Here is a 17,863-nt window from a genome sequence, read left to right as displayed (position 1 = left end):
GGGATTTCGAGGTGGAGCTCCCCGTACTCGGTCTTGACCGTCCGGTCATAGGTGCCATTACGGGAATTGCCGGAGTGGAACCCAATCCGGTCGTACTTCTCGTAATCCAGGAAGGCCGTCAGCTCCGTCCGCAGTAGCGTGTTCACGGCCAGCTCCAGATGGGAGCGGAATAATTCGTTCAAATCGCCTTTGGTGGCTAGAGTCTGCAGGAGTTCTGTAGTAAAATCGTTCATAGGGAAGTCCTCTTTTCTGTGAATGGGTGTGGTAACTTTATTCTACAGAAGGGACTTCCTTTTTTCTATTTACACAAAATATTTTATACTCTCTCCAATTCTTAAAAAGACTATGTTATTAATTACACCACAAACTAACCTAAGTTTTAAAAAATAGACAAAAACCATTTCTTGCATGTATCGAGTCATATAGACTGCAAATTATTATCATCATTTATGATACGGTTCATTCCGCATAATCCGGAACGCGCGGTAAATTTGTTCGGTCAAAATGAGACGCATCAGCTGGTGCGGGTAGGTCATTTTTCCAAATGAAATTTGGGCGTTGCTGCGCTGCATCACGTCTTTACTCAGTCCCAAGGATCCGCCGATCACAAAGACGATGGAACTTTTTCCGTGCACCATCAGTTTTTCAATCTCTGCCGCGAACTCTTCAGAGGTCCGTTCTTTGCCTTCAATCGCCAGCGCATAGACGTGTGCGTGTGCCGGAATTTTGCTTAAAATCCGCTCGCCCTCTTTTTGTTTGACCTGCTCCATCTCCGCCTCACTCAAATTTTCCGGTGCTTTTTCATCCGGCACTTCGACCACCGAAAATTTGCTGTACGCTCCGAGACGCTTGGCGTATTCCTCAATCCCTTTTTTCAAGTACTTCTCTTTCAATTTTCCCACGCTCACAATTGTAATATCCACACTTATCCCCCTTTAAATCACAGGTTGTCCACAGAAGTTATCCACATATCCACATTCTCACTTCTGTATATGGTGAGTGAATGTTTGTTCGCCACAACATCTTGTTTTGTTTTTTCAAAAGCCTAATAGGACGTTATCCATGATTTTTGTTGGTTATTCACAGCACATCTTTTTGTTCAAAACCCATTGGCATCAACGGTTACAGCTGAATCCAAGTTTTGTTATTTGGTGTTATCCACACCTCTGGATAACTATGTGGATAACTTTTTCATCCCAAAACAGGTGGTTCTGCGGTCTTTTTTATTTAGTTATCCACAAGTGGACAATCCTTGTTTTTCTCTTTCCACACTTCCTTATCCTACCACGATAATTCCGTACTAGAAAGAACGTAATTTTTCCGTCTCGTGTCCAACAAAAAAACCGATTCGGAAACATCTGAATCGGTTCGTGTGAATTACATATTGTTTTCGGAAGACGTCATGGTGACGGTCGTAGTTTGGAGTTCTCCGTCCCGGTAGAATTCCACTTCTACTTCACTTCCAATTTCAGAACTGTAAATCAGCTGACGCAGTTCCATACTGTTGGTGACTTCTTGCCCGTCGAAACCGACAATGACGTCATATTGTTGCATTCCAGCCGTTTCTGCTGCAGATCCTGGAACCACTTGTGCCACGACCACTCCGCCGTTGACATCATCCGGCAAGGTCAACACCGTTTCGCGCTGTTGGGAAGAAATCATCGACAAGTCAATCAAGCTGATGCCCAACACCGGACGGATGACTTCGCCGTTTTGTTCCAATTGATTGACGATATTTACGACATCGTTGCTCGGGATGGCAAAGCCCATTCCTTCCACTGTGGAAGTGGAGATTTTCATCGAGTTGATGCCGACCACTTGCCCTGCAATGTTTACCAATGCACCACCGGAGTTTCCTGGGTTGATGGCCGCATCCGTTTGAATCGCAGTCATCTCCCAATCCACTTGGTCGTCGTTGTTGGTATCAACTGGAACCGAACGGCCAGTTGCCGAGATGATCCCTGCGGTGACGGAAGAAGCAAAATCCGTTCCCAAAGGCGAGCCAATGGCAATGGCGGGTTCTCCAACCGTCAAGTTTTCAGAATTGCCGAACTCAGCTACAGTCGTAATTTGCTCAGACGAAACGGTCAACACTGCCAAGTCCGTCCAAACATCGGAACCAATCAACTTCGCTTCAACTTGTGTGCCGTCTTTCAGCATAATTTCAATAGCGTCCGATCCTTCGACAACGTGATTGTTCGTCACCACATAAGCGGTGTCTCCATCTACTTTGTAAACCACGCCACTTCCGGTTCCAGCCTGCTGATACGTTTCTTCCGGGTCTTCTTCCGTTTGTGCGCCTTCAAAAACTCCCCATCCGGATAAATCGACTTCCTGCATGTTGATGACGGAGACGACTGCTTCGTCCACTTTTTCAACGGCTTCGGAGATTCCTGAAGAGACATCCACGTGCACTTCCGACACTTGCACCTGTCCTTCCTCGTTCACGTTCCCTGTGGAAGAAGCGGTTGACACTGTTTCGCCATTTTCAGCGGTTTGACACCCCACTAAGAAAAGACCGGCTGCTCCTGCCGCGAGCACTTTTTTCCATTTTGTTCTTTTTGTTTTATTCATATTGTTCCCCCTTCAGCCTCTTTTCACATTCTTCGACACTTTCATTATAAATGGAGTATATGATGGTTCTGTGAAAATAATTTTTCAAAGCTATGTTTTGTGTTACATTTTAGCACAAATATGGGATTCTTTCTGTTGTTCTGCTCATAATAACATATTGATTGAGGAACGTTTGGTCCGTCATTGCCATCTTTCACTTTTTGCGCCGCCGTCTTTCTTTGGCCCGCCGTTTCTTTTCGGCTTCCGACAGCGGGGCATAGTCTTTCATACCGGGAACCGCTCCGGATGCAATTTCCCATAAATAGAGGCTGGCGACACTCGCAACCGGTGTATAGCGCCGGTGATATTTGCGGAACAGTTCAGGCGTGATGCGGCGGTGATGGTACAACATGCGCAGGCCGCGTTGGATGCCCAGGTCATCGAAACTTAAAACATTCCGGCGCTGCATCGAGAAAATCATCAGCATTTCCGCTGTCCATTCCCCGACGCCTTTCAGCTTCGTCAATTCTTTTTTGACTTCTTCGTCACTCCATTCATGCAGGCGCTCAATGGCGATTTCTCCCGAAACGATTTTTTCCGCCGAATTTTTGATATAAGTCACTTTCCGGTAAGACATCCCCACCGCCTGCAGTTCCTCATCGGAAAAAGACAGGATGCGTTCGGGGGTGAGGTCCGTCACCAATGCCTGCAGCCGCTGCCGCACCGTGTCGGCCGCTTTGGTGGAGATTTGCTGGCCGACGATGCTGCTGACCAGCGCAGCGAACAAATCCGGTGTCACGGCTCTTTTCACCGGCCCGATCTGCCGAATGACTTCCCCGAGGACAGGGTCTTTTGCCATCAAATAGTGGATGTCTGATTCATCGTATTCAAAATACATGCCTTTCCTCCTATCCATACCAAAAAAGCTTGTCTGTTCAGGGACAGACAAGCTTTCTTTAAACACTGAACAACGGAACGGGTTCTTCCGGGTCGGTATCGAACAACTCAAACGCTTCGCCAACCCCTGTGTCTCTGCGGATCAAGATGTCTTCCGCGGTCTGCCGGGCGATGGCTTTCAAATTGTTTTCTTTACTCAAGTGGCCCAGGTACACACGTTTGGTCCGGTCACCGATAAGTTCCGCCAAAGCCAAGGCACCGTCTTCGTTGGACAAATGCCCTTTGTCCCCCAGAATCCGTTGTTTCAACGACCAAGGATATCTCCCCATCCGGAGCATTCCCAAATCGTGGTTGCTTTCAATCAAATACGCATCGGCGTCTTTCAACAACCCACGCAGCCGGTCGCTCACATATCCGGTATCGGTAAGCATCACAAATTGTTTGTTGTTTTTATGGAACGTGTAAAACTGGGGGTGAACCGCATCGTGCGACACGGCGAAACTGGAGACATCCAAATCACCGATGGTCATGGTTCGGTCCATGTCAAAGATGTGTTTCTGCCCGACATCCAGTTTTCCAAGGTGCGGTTCCATCGCTTTCCACGTTTTTTCATTGGCGTAAATAGCCAGGTTGTAACGGCGTGCCAACACTCCGACACCATGGATGTGATCTCGGTGTTCATGTGTCACGAGAATGGCATCCAGTTCTTCTGGTTTGCGATCCACTTGGTGTAGCAAGTTGGTCGCTTTTTTTCCGCTTAATCCACAGTCCACCAAAAGTTTGGTTTTGTCGGATTCCACATACGTCACGTTTCCAGAACTTCCGCTGGCGAGGATGCTGACCCTCAATCCGGTTTGTTGGTTTTCAGACATGCTGCAAAATCCTTTCCTATTGAACTCCCATTTATTCTACTACAAACGGAAGTTGATTCCCACCTCTTGCCGTCATTTTTCCTGGGGGACAAACTGGATTGTCATCTCTTCTACAAAAGCTTCTTTATAACCGGCCAGCAAGCCGTTCTCTGTGAGGGCAGCTTTGGTGAGTCGCTTCAACGGGACACTTCCTTCCACCGGATGCTCAAACGGAAAAACGTTCAGTGCGAGGGTTTCGCTGTCCAGCCATTGCGGGTGGACGATTTTTTCCTCCAATTGAAGCGCGTCCGGGACAGGGATGCCTTTTTGGAAGAACGGGTGCCCTTCTTCCGCCGGGGTGCCCGGTTCGTTCAAGCAGACAAACAAAGACAAGGCATCCACCAATTTCAGCAGATCGTAATGGGCTTGAAAGTCGGACTCATTGAACCCCTCGATGCGGGAACGGAGGAGGGCCTGGCGTTTTTCTTCCGCCTGCACGAATTGGAGGACTTCCTCTTCTTCCGGGTCTGGATAAAAGTTGGCGTAATGTACGCTGCACAGCAACGCGGCATACAAGTCGTTTTCCATCACCGCATCGATGCCGTGTTTGTAAAGAACGGTTTTCGGAGCATCCGGGAAATCATCGAAGGAATACGGCGCTCGGGTTCTGTCGTTCAAAAACGGGGCCTCGTCGAACCGTGCCCAGCCTACATCGTGATGCATCGCGGCATATTCGACGGATTGCCGGAACGATTCACCGAGAAACAACACATCCTTCCACGCTTTAGCCAGCAACCCGGACAACATCGCGTGATGGGTTTGACGAATCAACACAAAATGGTTGTCTTTTTCCTTCACAATCATCACTTTTCCTCCTTCAACAAGGTGTTTCCCAAATCATATCAAATCCCCGACTGTTCCACACAAAAAAACACCCACCCGGTTTCAATCGGGCGAGCGTTTCTTTATTCTTTGAATCCAATTTTGACACTGGTTGGTTCGGTGCTTGCGGATTCATCCGTCGAATCGGACGTGTCCGATTCGTCTTCTTCCCGTCGTTCCCGAATGGTCGGCGGGGCTGGAAGTTCGGTGATGATGGAGCCGTTGATGGCATCCACCCGTATTTCCTCCACGCCGGAATCCGTTTGGATGCGTACGTACCATGCCGGTGCATACATACTCAAATCCTCCAACGCCAACGTCCGGTAATACGTCAACACCGGACGCGCGACCGTTGCACCGGATGGAATTTCATTGTTTTGGAACAACAATTCCACAGCGGTCCGGTCTGTGATCAGCGGATGCGCCGTGCCCTGCACCGTCATCGGTCCGGCAAAAGTCTGTTCATACGAAATCACCTGTCCCGCGCTGTCCATATGAAGCGTGATGGATGAGGTGCCGTCCGCAATCGGGGCACCATTTACCGCTTGCGTGTAGATGATGCGCTGGCTGTTCGGCTGGTATTGGAAGAGAACATACTGATCACCAAACAACACTTGATCACTTTGGATGAACGCATCCAAACGCACACGGTCCTCTTCTGTCAACTGTGCTTCTCCGGACAAAGCTACGGGATTGGAGAGGATACTGCTGTACAAGGAACCATCTTGGTTCACGTTTCCTGTTTGATCGCTCAGCCTGCTGGCGTTCTCTGACAACAAATTGTGTTCGTCCGCCTGTAAATACGGCAATTCGTACTCTTCTTCGGTAAACTCCGGCAACTGGATGTTTTGGTTTTCCATCTCTCGCACCAGGTTGATGATTTCATTGTCTGTAGCAGCGTAATTCATGTCCGAGCGGTTATAGTACGTGGACAACAGGAACACATTGACTAGAAGGAATGCGATGATGAGAATCGTTTCTACCCGTCGAAAATTCAACTCACATCCCTCCTTTTGTGTTCAACACGGCGTGCAATCTTTGCCACTGGCCGTCAATCATCAAGTACCAGTCCGGTTCGAAGTGGACGACACGGGAAGACTCTTCGCTTGTCCGCCATGTCAACCCGATGCGGAGATTTTGTACGGTGTCCAAGTCCACACCAGACTCCGCCAGTTGCATGCGCAAATCGCGTCCGCTCTCCAACGTTTTGGTGTAACTGTCTTCCACCGGCGCAATCGGCGTTTGGACCACTGCCAGCGGCACCCGCAGATAGGTCAGCCCATTCGGCGTGACGCTGATTTCCAAGGCGCCTTCTCCATTGGGGCCGAACACCGGCCATCCGTCTATATACCGGCGGAATGTCGCCAAGTTTCTTTCCCGATTATAGTGATGGAAATGTGTCTCCTGTGTCCAATTTTCCACCCGCAGCAGCTCACGGTAACTGTTTTCTGCAATGCTTGAAAGAGTGAGCGTATCCCTCGAGGAGAGCTGCCGGTTAAAGGTCAGAATATTAGTTTTTTCATTGATACGCATTTCAGATGTCAAATCAATGTACCGTGTCACGTCTCCGTCTCGACGCACATCCACTTCTGAGGTGTCTTCAAAGAATCGATCGATGAACAAGCTGTTCGGCAGCCGTTCAATCAAATAATCCATATACGCCACTTCCATTTCTTCGACCGGCATGTAATGCAACCGATCGCCGAACGCCAGTAACTCTGCACTGTAATAGTCCTGTTCTTCATTGTACGCCAACAGGTCAATCATCTCCGGTGAGATCCCGCTCACTTCAGCTTCGTACGCCAGATTGGACTCCATATTGTAAAACGTCACACGCGATGGATTGTCAATCGGAATCAAAATGCGGTTGAACGTCCGTTGTTCATAGTCCGCCGGCAGATTGTCGAAAATCTCATCAAACAACGCAAACGGCGTCAATCCTTCAAATACCAACACGATGGAAGGCGATTGATTGGCTTGGTTGGCAAAAGTTGTAGGAGAAATCGACTAAGGGTCGTTCAACCCTTCCAGCGTCCAATCCACAATGTTTTCACTGAGCGGCGTCAACATCCCTTCACTGCCTGTGATGCGGATGTCTCCCCCTTCATGCACCGCCACTTGCACCGGTCCAAATACACTGGTCAAGCTGCGGTCGAAAATTACAGTTGGATTGCCGTTTCCGGAAGTCGTGGCGCCTTCTTCCGTCTGTGACCCCGCAGTCCATATGTTCCAACTTAAAAACAAGCTGAGAGCGATGAGGAAATATAAGATGCCTTTTCGAATGTAGTTCCAGTTCATTCCCATTCTTCCTCCTCAAACTGAACATACGGCAGCGAAACGTAAAAGGTCGTGCCTGTTCCTTCGGTGCTTTCCGCCCAGATTCTTCCGCCGTGCTGTTCGACCACTTCTTTTGAAATAGCCAGCCCTAGACCGCTTCCTCCCATGGCACGGGAACGCGCCCGGTCCACACGATAGAATCTGGAAAAGACTTTCTGCAGATCGGCTTTTGGAATCCCCATCCCCTGGTCGGAGATGCTGATGACGACTTGGTCGCCCCTTTTCTCCATCCGGCCGGTGATGACTCCGCCGTCCGGAGAATACTTGATGGCGTTGTTCATGATGTTGTCCAATACTTGAATGATTCGGTCGGCATCGATTTCAACCCAGACCGGGTCTTCCAGCAATTCGCGTTTGATGGAATATGTTTTGCTTTCGTATTCCGATGAGTGAACCAACATGTCAAATCGGCTCAGCACATGTGCGAATAATTCCGTCAAATCCGCAATTTCCAATTCCAAATCACTCTTACCCGCATCAATCCGGGACAAGTGCAGCAAGTCTTGAATCATGCGGATCATCCGGTCGGTTTCATTTTGCGTGACTTCCAAAAACCGGGGCGCAATTTCCGGGTCTTGCCATGCGCCGTCGTTCAATGCTTCGATGTAACTCCGCATGCTCGTCAACGGGGTGCGCAGTTCGTGGGACACATTGGACACGAATTCCCTGCGGTCCTGTTCGATGCGTTCCTGCTCGGTGACGTCATGCAGCACACAGACGATTCCTCGGATGAACCCCGAGTCCCCTTGAATCAAGGAAAATGAAGCACGCAGTACAAGCGTCTCTTCGGTGGTCGTGGCATCAATGAGCAAATCCTCTTGTTTTTCCAGGAGTTTGCGGAGCGTCAATTCTTCTTCCAATCCCAGCAATTCCAAAATATTCTGTCCGAGCACTTCTTCTTCCACCACATTGAGCATCTTCCGGCCCATCTCATTGATGATGATGACCCGTCCGCGGCGGTCCGTTGCGATAACCCCGTCCGTCATATGGGTCAGCACACTGTCCAATCTTCTTCTTTCGGCATCGATGGATTCTTGGGCGGTCGCCACTTTGTTGGACAAGTCGTTGATGGACAACGCCAAATGCCCCAATTCATCTTCGCTGTAGACTTTCAGTTTCCCGGAATAATCTCCTTCCGCGATGGACAAGGTTTGCTGCTGCATCTCTTTGATCGGTGTCGTCAGCGCACGTGAAACGATGTTTGCCAACAAGACCGACAGCGCAATGGCCAGCAGCGACGAGTTTACAAAGATGAAGGATATTTGTGTGACTTGTTCGTACACAGACTCAATGTTGCTCTCCATCAAGATAATGCCCACCAATTGAGTGGGGTCGTTGCTCGAAAAAACCGGCGTCACGACTTTCCAACGCCGATTTCCGGTCGCGCTGTCCACGTACTGGCGGGTAATCGTGTCCTCCAGCAACAGAGACTGGCGCACGTCCGCATCGTTCGACAAACGGCCGACGACGGATTGTTGCGTGCTGTCACTGGTGCCTATAATGAATAAGTCGGGGTTGATCACCTGAACTTCGGCAATGCCGCTGCCGGTAAATTCCGACAACAGGCTGTTGATCTCAGCTTCCGGATCCACTTCACCGTCCGCAGCAGTATTATTAAACGCCGCCGTCAGATACGGCGCCGTGGTCGTCTCCAAAAAGTCCACCTGGGTCTGCCGTTCTTCTTGGAAATTGGTGACCCATTGCTGCTCCAACTGATTAATAAAATTCGCCCCGATCAACTCAAGGGCGAATATCAGTAATACGACAATGACAAAAACGATTTTTGTATTGATTGATCGAAACCATCTTACTTTATTTTTCATACGCATCAGGACTCCTGTTGTTCGGGGTTCCTCAAGTAGTAGCCTACTCCTCTTCGCGTAATCAGCCATGTTGGATGGCTTGGGGCGTCTTCAATTTTTTCACGCAGACGACGGACGGTGACGTCCACTGTCCGGACGTCTCCGAAATAATCGTATCCCCATACCGTTTGCAACAAGTGTTCCCGAGTCATCACTTGCCCTACATGCTGCGCGAGATAGTAGAGCAGTTCGAACTCCCGGTGCGTCAATTCAATCGTTTCTCCGCGTTTGGAAACGATGTAGGCATCCGGATGAATGGTCAATGCACCCACTTCGATGTCTCTTGTTTCTTCCTCTTCTTGTACAGCTGTTTGGTCACTGGCTTGGCGGCGCAAGTTGGCTTTCACACGTGCCACCAATTCCCGGTTCGAAAACGGTTTGGTCACGTAATCGTCCGCCCCCAGTTCCAAGCCGAGCACTTTGTCAATCTCTTGGTCTTTAGCCGTCACCATGATGATCGGCATGTCATGGGTTTTACGCACTTCCCGGCACACTTCCAGACCATCTTTCTTCGGCAACATCAAATCCAGCAAGATCAAATCCGGCTGAACTTCTTCCACTCTCTCCAATGCCTCTTCTCCATCAAATGCCGTATACACTTCATAGCCTTCTTTGGTGAGGTTAAATTTCACAATGTCGGAAATGGGTTTCTCATCGTCGACAACTAGTATCTTTTTCAACACGTTTCCTCCTTAAAGAAACTCCCTTTAATCAGCTTTTTCAGCTTTCAATTCATATATGTCAGATTCATTTCTTCCTTATTAATCCTTCATTACATTATACAAAACGAGCTCTTGAATGGCAACCAGCCTTGAAGGTCTCCATACCGCGTTTTTCCGGCATTTGCATACACGAACAAGCCCGGAAAGGCTGTTTTCCGAGCTTCACACATGTTATGCGCATGACCTAACTTTCTTTTGTCCCATAAAGCTCCAATGCAACGGATTCTCCGGCTTTGACCGGTCCGTTTTCATGGAACACATACTGGTATGTTCCTGGAGCGTTATCAATCACGACCACTGAGATGACGGGGTTGTACCCTTTTTCTTCCAACATGTCCCGGTCCACTGTCACCAAGGTTTCCCCGGCTTCCACAGGCATACCTGCTTCCCACTCCGTATGGAACCCTTCGCCTTTCAGCATCAACGTGTTGATTCCCACATGCACCATAACTTTGAGGTGTTGGTTGAGTTGGATATAAAATGCATGACCGGTTTCTGCTATCCGAATCAATGTACCGGAAACAGGCGCAACAATATCATTGGATTCCGGCTCTATGGCAAACCCATCGCCAACCATTTTCTGAGAGAACACCTCATCACGTACGTCCTCGATAGGAATCATTACCCCACCTACCGCTGCTTTTATGGAAAAGGACTCATGACCTTCCTGTTTCATTGAATAAGACCCTCTCTTCTGTTCCATATTTTATTTTCCTCCAAGTTTCATCTGTTCGCCGTCTCATTGTAACCGATTTTTGTCTCTGTTTCTAGTTTTCACTTAAGATTTCTCTGCTTTTGGGGATCCCTCCTAATCGCTTCCAATTTTTGCCGGTGGACGGTCGTTTTATTTGGCGGTACAACTTCTTAGTGTTATTCTATACATGATAAGAAAAACGCCAATTTTTTTGCCGGTTCTGTATAGCTGTTTTTTAACAGGGCGAAAAGGAGTGATAACAGCATGTCGATACCCTACATCATCGCAATTGCCATTGTGGTTTTGGCGCTGGTTGCATTCATCATTGGGGGCTTAGTGGTGTACAAAAAAATCAGCAGCACCATGAAAAACATCGGTGAAGTTCAATCCAATGTCCAAGGACAGGTGGACCACTTCACACATGAAGCAAATGTCATCAACGAACGGGTAAATCAAATCAATGAACGGGTGGCGGCCCTCACTGAGCTGGCGAAGGACAAACAAGCCAAAATCGGTGAATTTGCGGATGAAGCCCGCACCTTTGGAGACTCGCTGGTTTATCTGAAAGAACAAAGTGGAGACATCTCGAAAAACTTGATTCAAACCACCACGACGAGAGTCAAAGAAGACGGTCCAAACAAAGTGAAAATGTTGGGCCGCGTGGCGAAACGGACCGTGGCGAAACAAAAAAACCGCTATTCTTCCCAATAGGTTATTCGCATAACAATTACACAGCAACGCAAATACGAAAGGAGTTTGTTTTATGCCAAAAGTTAGTTTATCCAAAACCCTCCTCCTGAGCGCACTTTCTGCAGGAGCGGCTCTACTTTTTGCCCCTAAATCCGGAAAAGAGCTTCGTTCAGACTTGAAAGATGAAGCGATGAAGATGAAAGACAAAGGAATGGATTACGCCGATAATTTGATGGCGGACCTCAAAGAGTCTTACGAAGAGATTGACAGTGAAATGGCACAGGAAAATCCAGACTTGGCCCGCACGATTGATGAAATCGAACAGGACTTGTATTTGGATGAGTCAGAAACGCAGGACCCGGTGACTGATCCCGATCTGACTGCCTCCGCGCCAATCCCAAGTGCCGGCGTAACACCGGAACCGGTCGCAGTTGCTGACACGGACACGATGGATGCGCCGATTCCTGAAGAAGGTCCAGGTGAATCGGAAGATGGAAACGTCCGCGGCACCCCGGCAGAACCGACGGAAGACCAAACCATTCCAGCCGATCAGTTGGATAAAGCTCTGGCGGACAATTACATTTCCGATGAAAGTGACATCGCCACAGACGACGAACAGCGCGCAGGAAACAAAGGTCTGTGGAACCAAGATCAAAACCAGTAAGAAGATTCACCCAATAAGCTGTTCCCCCTATAAAAGGCTGCGAAGAACCTTGTTTGAGGTTCTTCCGGCCTTTTTTCCTGTCTCTGCTCCTCCGTGTATGAGTCTCAAGCGAGTTATGTCATTGTTTGTCGCAGTAACTACATTGAGAACAGTTGTCAGTGTAGTTACTTTCTGTTCTTCGAAATAACTCCTTTGAGAAAAAGAAGACGACAAAAAAGCTGCCTCAAACGGCAGCTTTTTCTATCTCTTTACTGTTCTTTCGGCACCCAGACGGAAATGGAACCGGCATTGACGGGGAAGGAAGCTGTTCCTTCTTCGTCCAATGTGATCTCCTCATCCCGGTTGTGGAGGCAGTCAATGTACGTGGTGCCCGCATTTAATTCTCCGAGCGTCATTTTTTTGTGACCTTCTTCGCTGTTCGATAAAACGACCGCGCAGCCATGTGGGTGGTTCTCATCCCCTGTACGCGTGAAACCGATGCAATTCGGGTGGTCAAGGTAATTTTGTTGTTCCCCGTATGCATAAGTCGTGCGGACATGCAGCAGCTTGTCCAAGACATCCGGAATGCCTTCGATCGGGTTCTCTCCCCCGATGCCGTAATAATCTCCGTAAAACACACACGGATACCCGTTTTTGCTCAGAAGGATAATGCCGTATGCTTGGGGCTTGAACCATGGCTCCACAAAGGATTCCAAGGATTGACCGGGCTGGGAGTCGTGATTGTCCACGAACGTGACCGCATTGGCCGCCTTCTTTTTGTAGAGTGTGTCGTCAAACAACTGGGTTAAATCATAATCCGCGCCTGCTTTCGATGCTTCCGACAACGCGTAATGGAATCCAACGTCCATCAACGTCAGCGCATAGTCCTGGTCTTGCATGTATTCGTTCAATTCACCGTATTCTTGATCCCAATATTCCGCCACAATAAAGAAGTCGTCTCCGAATTCTCCGCGGACGTGGTCGATGAATTCATTGATAAAGTCTTTGTGGATGTGCTTCACAGCATCCAGGCGCATCCCGTCGATTTTCGTTTCGTTGATAAACCAACTGGCCCACCGCTTGACCTCTTCTCGGACTTCGGGATGGCTGAAATCCACATCCGCGAACATCAAGTAATCATAATTCCCGAATTCAGTTGAGACGGCCTCGTCTTCCGCCCATTGCTTGTGGTCGCCTTCAATCCGGAAGATGCCTTCTTCTCCCGTACGAGCATCGTAATCCACTCCATTGAAATGGTACCAATGCCATTCAAAATCCGAATACTTTCCGTTTCTTCCCGGAAAGTTGAAATGAGTCCAACCTTCAATTTCATACGGTTCACTGAGTTCGTTGTTGCGGTCATCTTCGGCTACTTTTACAGCATGGAATTTCTCTTTCCCATCCGCTGCCGCTTTGTGGTTCAACACCACATCCGCATAGACTTGAATGCCGTGTTCATGCAAAGCGTCGATGGCTTCCAACAGTTCTTCTTTTGTTCCGTATTTGGTACGGACGGTGCCGTTTTGGTCGAATTCGCCTAAATCATACAAATCATAGATCCCGTATCCGACATCGTCGCTTTCTGTCCCTTTAAAGCACGGCGGAATCCAAACAGCTGTGATACCGATGTCGCTCAAGTGTTGTGCATCCTCTTTCAAACGCACCCAATGTTTGCCGTCGTCTTTCAATTCCCATTCAAAATACTGCATCATCGTTCCGTTTTTCATCTTCTCTTCCCCTCCCACTTTGTTCCACACAAGTTGTTTCACGTGAAACAGCTTCAGCTTTCTTATTTTACTTTATTGAGAGCACGGGAGGCAAAACATACGGCTTTTGGGAACTTTTCCTTTACGGATACAACAAAGAGAGCAGGACAAAATGCGTTTAGACCCGGACCTTCTAACGCATACCATATCCGTAAGCCGCTAAAGCGGCAACGGCTATGGCAACTGGAGCGAATAAGCGGATGAGGGGCAAAGCCCCTCGAGCATTATTCTAAAGGAGGCACTGTGGGCAGATGCCCAAGTGTATCATGACTGTACATTGCTAAAGCAACTACAGTCATGACAAAGTGGACGTCGGGTCTGCATTTTGGAGCGCATTTTCGCTAGCCTATTCGGAAACGCAGAAGAGGCTGAGACTTTTGTCCCAGCCTCTCCTTGGTTCAAGCTCTTCTACGCCAGATGCTTGGCGAAAACAAGATCAAAATCGGGAATATTTCCAAACGTCCCATAATCATTGTGAATGACAGCAGCACTTTATTTAGGGGGCTGTAGAGGGAGAAGCTGGAAAGCGGCCCCACTACGCCCATCCCCGGCCCAATGTTGTTGATTGTGGCCGCAACAGTACTGAATGCTGAAATAAAATCAGGCATCTCCAAACTGACCAACAACAAAATGACCGCAAAAACGAAGACATACACCACCAAATAGTTCACAACAGATCGAATGGTTTTTGTATCCAGCGCTTTTTCTTCAAAATGAACAGAAACCACCCGGTTCGGGTAACTGGTCCGTTTCAATTCGGCTACCGCTGTTTTCGCCATGATGGCGATACGCGATACTTTGATTCCACCGGACGTTGACCCCGCCATTCCTCCGACAAACATCAAGACCAGCAAAATCAATCGAGAGAACAACGGCCATTGACCAAAGTCGGCTGTTGAATACCCTGTTGTGGTGACAACTGAAGAAACCGTAAAGAAACTATCCCGCAATGCCGTCCACAGCCCTTGAGAAGTCCCCACAAGGTTCGCCGTGATTAAAAGTATTGCAGCCGCTACGATGCTTAAATACCACCGTAGCTCTTCATTAGTAAAGACTTCTTTTACATGTTTGCTCAAAAGCATGAAATACAAGTTAAAATTGACGCCGAACGCCAACATCGCAAAGCCCAAAACTGTTTCCACGTACAGGCTGTCATAAGGGGCTATACTTCCATTCCGCAGAGCAAAGCCACCTGTACCGGCAGCCCCAAACGAAAGAAGGACTGAGTCAAATAACGGCAGCCCGCCGATCAACAAGAGAAGAATCGTTGCTGCCGTCATCGCTAAGTAAATAACATATAAAATACGGGCGGAAGAAGAAAGTTTGGACACCAATTTCCCGAATACGGGGCCCGGGACTTCCGCTTTCATAATATGAACAGACTCCGACTCTGTCTTCGGAAGCACGGCCAAGGCGAACACCAAAACCCCCATCCCGCCGATCAAATGCGTGAAACTTCTCCAAAACAGCATGGAAGGAGACAACACTTCCACGTCATTCAGTATGCTTGCGCCCGTAGTTGTAAATCCACTGGCTGTTTCAAAAAAAGCATCCACAATAGAGGGAATTTCGCCGCTGAGAACAAAAGGGAGGGCCCCGAAAAACGATAACATCACCCAACATACAGATACGATGACGAATCCTTCTTTCGCGTACATTCCGCCCACGGAAACACTGTTTCTCGACAAACTGAATCCGATCGCAGAAGACAAGGCTGCAGTTCCCAAAAAGCTGACTTGATTGCGGAGGGGTTCTTGATACAGTAAGCTGACAAACAACGGCAGCAGCACCAAGACCCCGAAAATTTGTAAGATTCTGCTGAGTACATATCTTACCATTCGTTTATTCAATTCATCGCACCTACTCACTTCTTATTTCAAAATGTCATCTATATCATCAAACGTCTTGTGTGTAGTCACCACAATCACCCGATCCCCGGCACGGATACTGTCATCCCCGGAAGGGAAAATCAATTTGTGTCGTCGGATGATGTAAGCCACCAACAAGTTCTGTTTCGTTTCCAATCGTTTCAACGGAACACCCACCACTTTGCTTTCACTCTTCACATGGAATTGCAGAGCTTCCACTTCATTGTCCGCAATCCGAAACAATGCTTCCACATTGGATCCCCGTGTGTTTCCAAGAGAACGGACAAACCGAATGATTTCACTGGCAATAATCCGTTTGGGTGTGATGATGGACTGCAGTCCCACGTTCCCTAAAATCCTCAACAAATCCGTACGGCTGACTTTAGTGATGACCTTTTTTGTCCCCAACGAAGCCGCATAAAGAGAGATGAGGATATTCTCTTCGTCCACACCCGTCAGACTCACCACAGAATCATATTGATCGACTCGTTCTTCTTTCAAAAATTCTTGGTCGGTCCCGTCTCCTTCAATGATGACCGTCCGTGGGAAGGCCTCACTGAGTCTTTGGGCCTTTTCGTGATTGATTTCAATCACTTTCAATTCAATTTTCAGCTCAGACAACATGCGTATCAAATAATAGGCAACGCGTCCGCCACCCACGATTAAAGCGGAACGAATTTTTTCTTCTTTATACCCCGACTTACGGTAAAAACGAGTTAAATCTTTTCGCGATCCCGTCACGAAAATCCGATCGTTCTCTCGCAAGACGGTGTCTCCGCTCGGAATAAACGTTTCATTATTCCTTGCCACAGCACAGACTAATACATCCCCGTATTCCTGCCTGAACTGCCACAACGATGTGTCCGCCAGCCGGCCTCGAGATTTGACTTCCACTTCCACGATGCTGACCTTTCCATTCACGAATTGCTCCACACTCAATGCTTCCGGAAACCGTATGACTTTGGAAATATCCTTCGCGGCTTCCATTTCGGGGTTAATCATCAAAGAAATGCCCAGACTTTCCCGCACAAAGTTCATGTGACCGGCATACTCAGGATTCCTTACTCGTGCAATTGTATACGCAGCGCCCAATTTCTTCGCGATGATGGCCGCGATGATATTGACCTCATCTTCAGGCGTAACCGCAATGAAGATATCACAGTTTTGTACCCCTGCTTCAACCAAGTTATCATAATTGGCGCCGTTTCCAGCCAGACCAGTAATGTCATTTTTGTTGATGATCCGTTCCAACCGGTCAGGCTTTTTTTCAATTAAAACGATGTCGTTTCCTTCTATTGAAAGTTCTCTGCACAGAACTTCCCCTACTTTTCCTCCACCGGCAATGACAATATTCATTCCGTCACTCCTTCCTCAAAAACCCACTTCTCACTTCTTTGATTTGCACTAATTTTCAGTAGTATCATCATAACAGAATTTGTCTGTATTTCCATGCCCAAGAGAGATTTCTTGTTTTTTAAAAAAAGAGATTTACAATTTAAACAAAAGGACTATGATAGCTTTATACATTAAGCATATAGAAAATCTTTTTTCTGTATAGAAAGGATATTTATCTCGATGAATACACTCTTGGATCGATTGTCACGGCTGCCGATTCCGCTTAAAATTGTTTTGAGTTTCGCTGTTGTTATATTAGTCGGTTCGCTTCTCTTGTCGCTGCCCATCAGCCAAGCTCCGACTTCTGAAGCTACCTACTTTGACCATCTGTTCACCGCCGTATCGATGGTTTGTGTGACGGGTCTGTATACGCAACCGGTCGCCACGACGTATTCGTTATTCGGTCAAATCATCAATATTCTCCTGATTCAGTTGGGGGGACTGGGGTTGATCACCATAGTCGCAGCTGTGGTGATGCGGATGGGGAGGCGTGTCAGCGTGAGGGATGAACTGACATTGAAAGAAGCTCTCAATCGGAATGAGTTGACGGATTTCCGGCGGTTTCTGGTATCCGTCGTCAAGTATACCCTGCTCATCGAAGCTTTCGGAATGGGTTTGTTGTCTCTCCATTTCATTCCAGAGTTAGGTTTGCAGCACGGATTGTTTACTTCCCTTTACCTCTCCGTTTCGGCATTCAACAACG

The 17,863-nt window shown here is 48.1% G+C and carries 18 protein-coding genes; 3 read left to right on the top strand and 15 right to left on the bottom strand.

Annotated features, from left to right (window positions below; all coding sequences use genetic code 11):
* The 12 genes from G470_RS0107855 to G470_RS0107800 form a co-directional block, all read right to left on the bottom strand.
* Nucleotides 1-233 (bottom strand): transposase (locus tag G470_RS0107855; RefSeq protein ID WP_028274355.1); only part of this gene is annotated, 233 nt, incomplete at its 3' end.
* A gap of 210 nt (nt 234-443) precedes the next feature.
* On the bottom strand, nt 444-923 hold the full coding sequence (rlmH, locus tag G470_RS0107850) for a 23S rRNA (pseudouridine(1915)-N(3))-methyltransferase RlmH (RefSeq protein WP_028274354.1): 480 nt from the start codon (nt 921-923) through the stop codon (nt 444-446).
* A 454-nt stretch (nt 924-1,377) separates the two neighbouring features.
* Nucleotides 1,378-2,574 (bottom strand): S1C family serine protease, encoded by a 1,197-nt coding sequence (locus G470_RS0107845; protein ID WP_028274353.1) that lies wholly within the window; start codon nt 2,572-2,574, stop codon nt 1,378-1,380.
* Between the two features lie 193 nt (nt 2,575-2,767).
* Nucleotides 2,768-3,451 (bottom strand): DNA-3-methyladenine glycosylase family protein, encoded by a 684-nt coding sequence (locus G470_RS0107840; RefSeq protein ID WP_028274352.1) that lies wholly within the window; start codon nt 3,449-3,451, stop codon nt 2,768-2,770.
* Nucleotides 3,452-3,509: 58 nt separating this feature from the next.
* The gene (locus G470_RS0107835; RefSeq protein WP_028274351.1) at nt 3,510-4,322 is read right to left on the bottom strand and encodes an MBL fold metallo-hydrolase; all 813 of its coding nucleotides are present in this window, start codon (nt 4,320-4,322) and stop codon (nt 3,510-3,512) included.
* 72 nt (nt 4,323-4,394) lie between these two features.
* A complete protein-coding gene (locus tag G470_RS0107830; protein WP_028274350.1) occupies nt 4,395-5,165 on the bottom strand; it encodes a DUF3891 family protein in 771 nt (256 codons plus the stop codon).
* A gap of 101 nt (nt 5,166-5,266) precedes the next feature.
* Complete coding sequence (locus tag G470_RS13085; RefSeq protein WP_084172141.1) at nt 5,267-6,181, bottom strand: two-component system regulatory protein YycI; 915 nt, start codon at nt 6,179-6,181, stop codon at nt 5,267-5,269.
* A gap of 1 nt (nt 6,182) precedes the next feature.
* Nucleotides 6,183-7,142 carry a two-component system activity regulator YycH gene (yycH, locus tag G470_RS0107820; RefSeq protein WP_276202782.1) on the bottom strand — a complete coding sequence of 320 codons (960 nt, stop codon included), beginning with the start codon at nt 7,140-7,142 and terminating at the stop codon, nt 6,183-6,185.
* A 48-nt stretch (nt 7,143-7,190) separates the two neighbouring features.
* Nucleotides 7,191-7,481, bottom strand: a complete 291-nt coding sequence (locus G470_RS0107815) for a hypothetical protein (RefSeq protein WP_028274348.1) — start codon at nt 7,479-7,481, stop codon at nt 7,191-7,193.
* The gene (gene walK / locus G470_RS0107810; RefSeq protein WP_028274347.1) at nt 7,478-9,343 is read right to left on the bottom strand and encodes a cell wall metabolism sensor histidine kinase WalK; all 1,866 of its coding nucleotides are present in this window, start codon (nt 9,341-9,343) and stop codon (nt 7,478-7,480) included. Before walK ends, G470_RS0107815 begins: the two co-directional genes overlap by 4 nt.
* 5 nt (nt 9,344-9,348) lie before the next feature.
* Nucleotides 9,349-10,062, bottom strand: a complete 714-nt coding sequence (yycF, locus tag G470_RS0107805; protein WP_028274346.1) for a response regulator YycF — start codon at nt 10,060-10,062, stop codon at nt 9,349-9,351.
* 226 nt (nt 10,063-10,288) lie between these two features.
* Nucleotides 10,289-10,807: a PTS sugar transporter subunit IIA gene (locus G470_RS0107800; RefSeq protein WP_051258500.1), complete on the bottom strand. Its 519-nt coding sequence runs from the start codon at nt 10,805-10,807 to the stop codon at nt 10,289-10,291.
* Nucleotides 10,808-11,062: 255 nt separating this feature from the next.
* Here G470_RS0107800 and G470_RS0107795 point away from each other — a divergent pair, with 255 nt between their 5' ends.
* A complete protein-coding gene (locus G470_RS0107795; protein ID WP_028274344.1) occupies nt 11,063-11,509 on the top strand; it encodes a hypothetical protein in 447 nt (148 codons plus the stop codon).
* Nucleotides 11,510-11,561: 52 nt separating this feature from the next.
* Nucleotides 11,562-12,152: a YtxH domain-containing protein gene (locus G470_RS14880; protein WP_028274343.1), complete on the top strand. Its 591-nt coding sequence runs from the start codon at nt 11,562-11,564 to the stop codon at nt 12,150-12,152.
* Nucleotides 12,153-12,400: 248 nt separating this feature from the next.
* On the opposite strand, the gene G470_RS0107785 is transcribed toward G470_RS14880, so the two are convergent.
* The 3 genes from G470_RS0107785 to trkA form a co-directional block, all read right to left on the bottom strand.
* A complete protein-coding gene (locus G470_RS0107785; RefSeq protein WP_028274342.1) occupies nt 12,401-13,858 on the bottom strand; it encodes an alpha-amylase in 1,458 nt (485 codons plus the stop codon).
* A gap of 437 nt (nt 13,859-14,295) precedes the next feature.
* Complete coding sequence (locus G470_RS0107780) at nt 14,296-15,747, bottom strand: TrkH family potassium uptake protein (protein ID WP_028274341.1); 1,452 nt, start codon at nt 15,745-15,747, stop codon at nt 14,296-14,298.
* 21 nt (nt 15,748-15,768) lie between these two features.
* Nucleotides 15,769-17,121, bottom strand: a complete 1,353-nt coding sequence (gene trkA, locus G470_RS0107775) for a Trk system potassium transporter TrkA (RefSeq protein WP_028274340.1) — start codon at nt 17,119-17,121, stop codon at nt 15,769-15,771.
* A 219-nt stretch (nt 17,122-17,340) separates the two neighbouring features.
* Between trkA and G470_RS0107770 the strand changes: the two genes are divergently transcribed.
* Nucleotides 17,341-17,863 (top strand): potassium transporter TrkG (locus G470_RS0107770; RefSeq protein ID WP_028274339.1); only part of this gene is annotated, 523 nt, incomplete at its 3' end.

The sequence above is a fragment of the Atopococcus tabaci DSM 17538 genome (assembly GCF_000429585.1).
GTDB classification, from domain to species: Bacteria; Bacillota; Bacilli; order Lactobacillales; family Carnobacteriaceae_A; genus Atopococcus; species Atopococcus tabaci.
The sequence above is the reverse complement of the archived record's forward strand: the minus strand, read 5'-3'. Positions and strand labels throughout refer to the sequence as shown.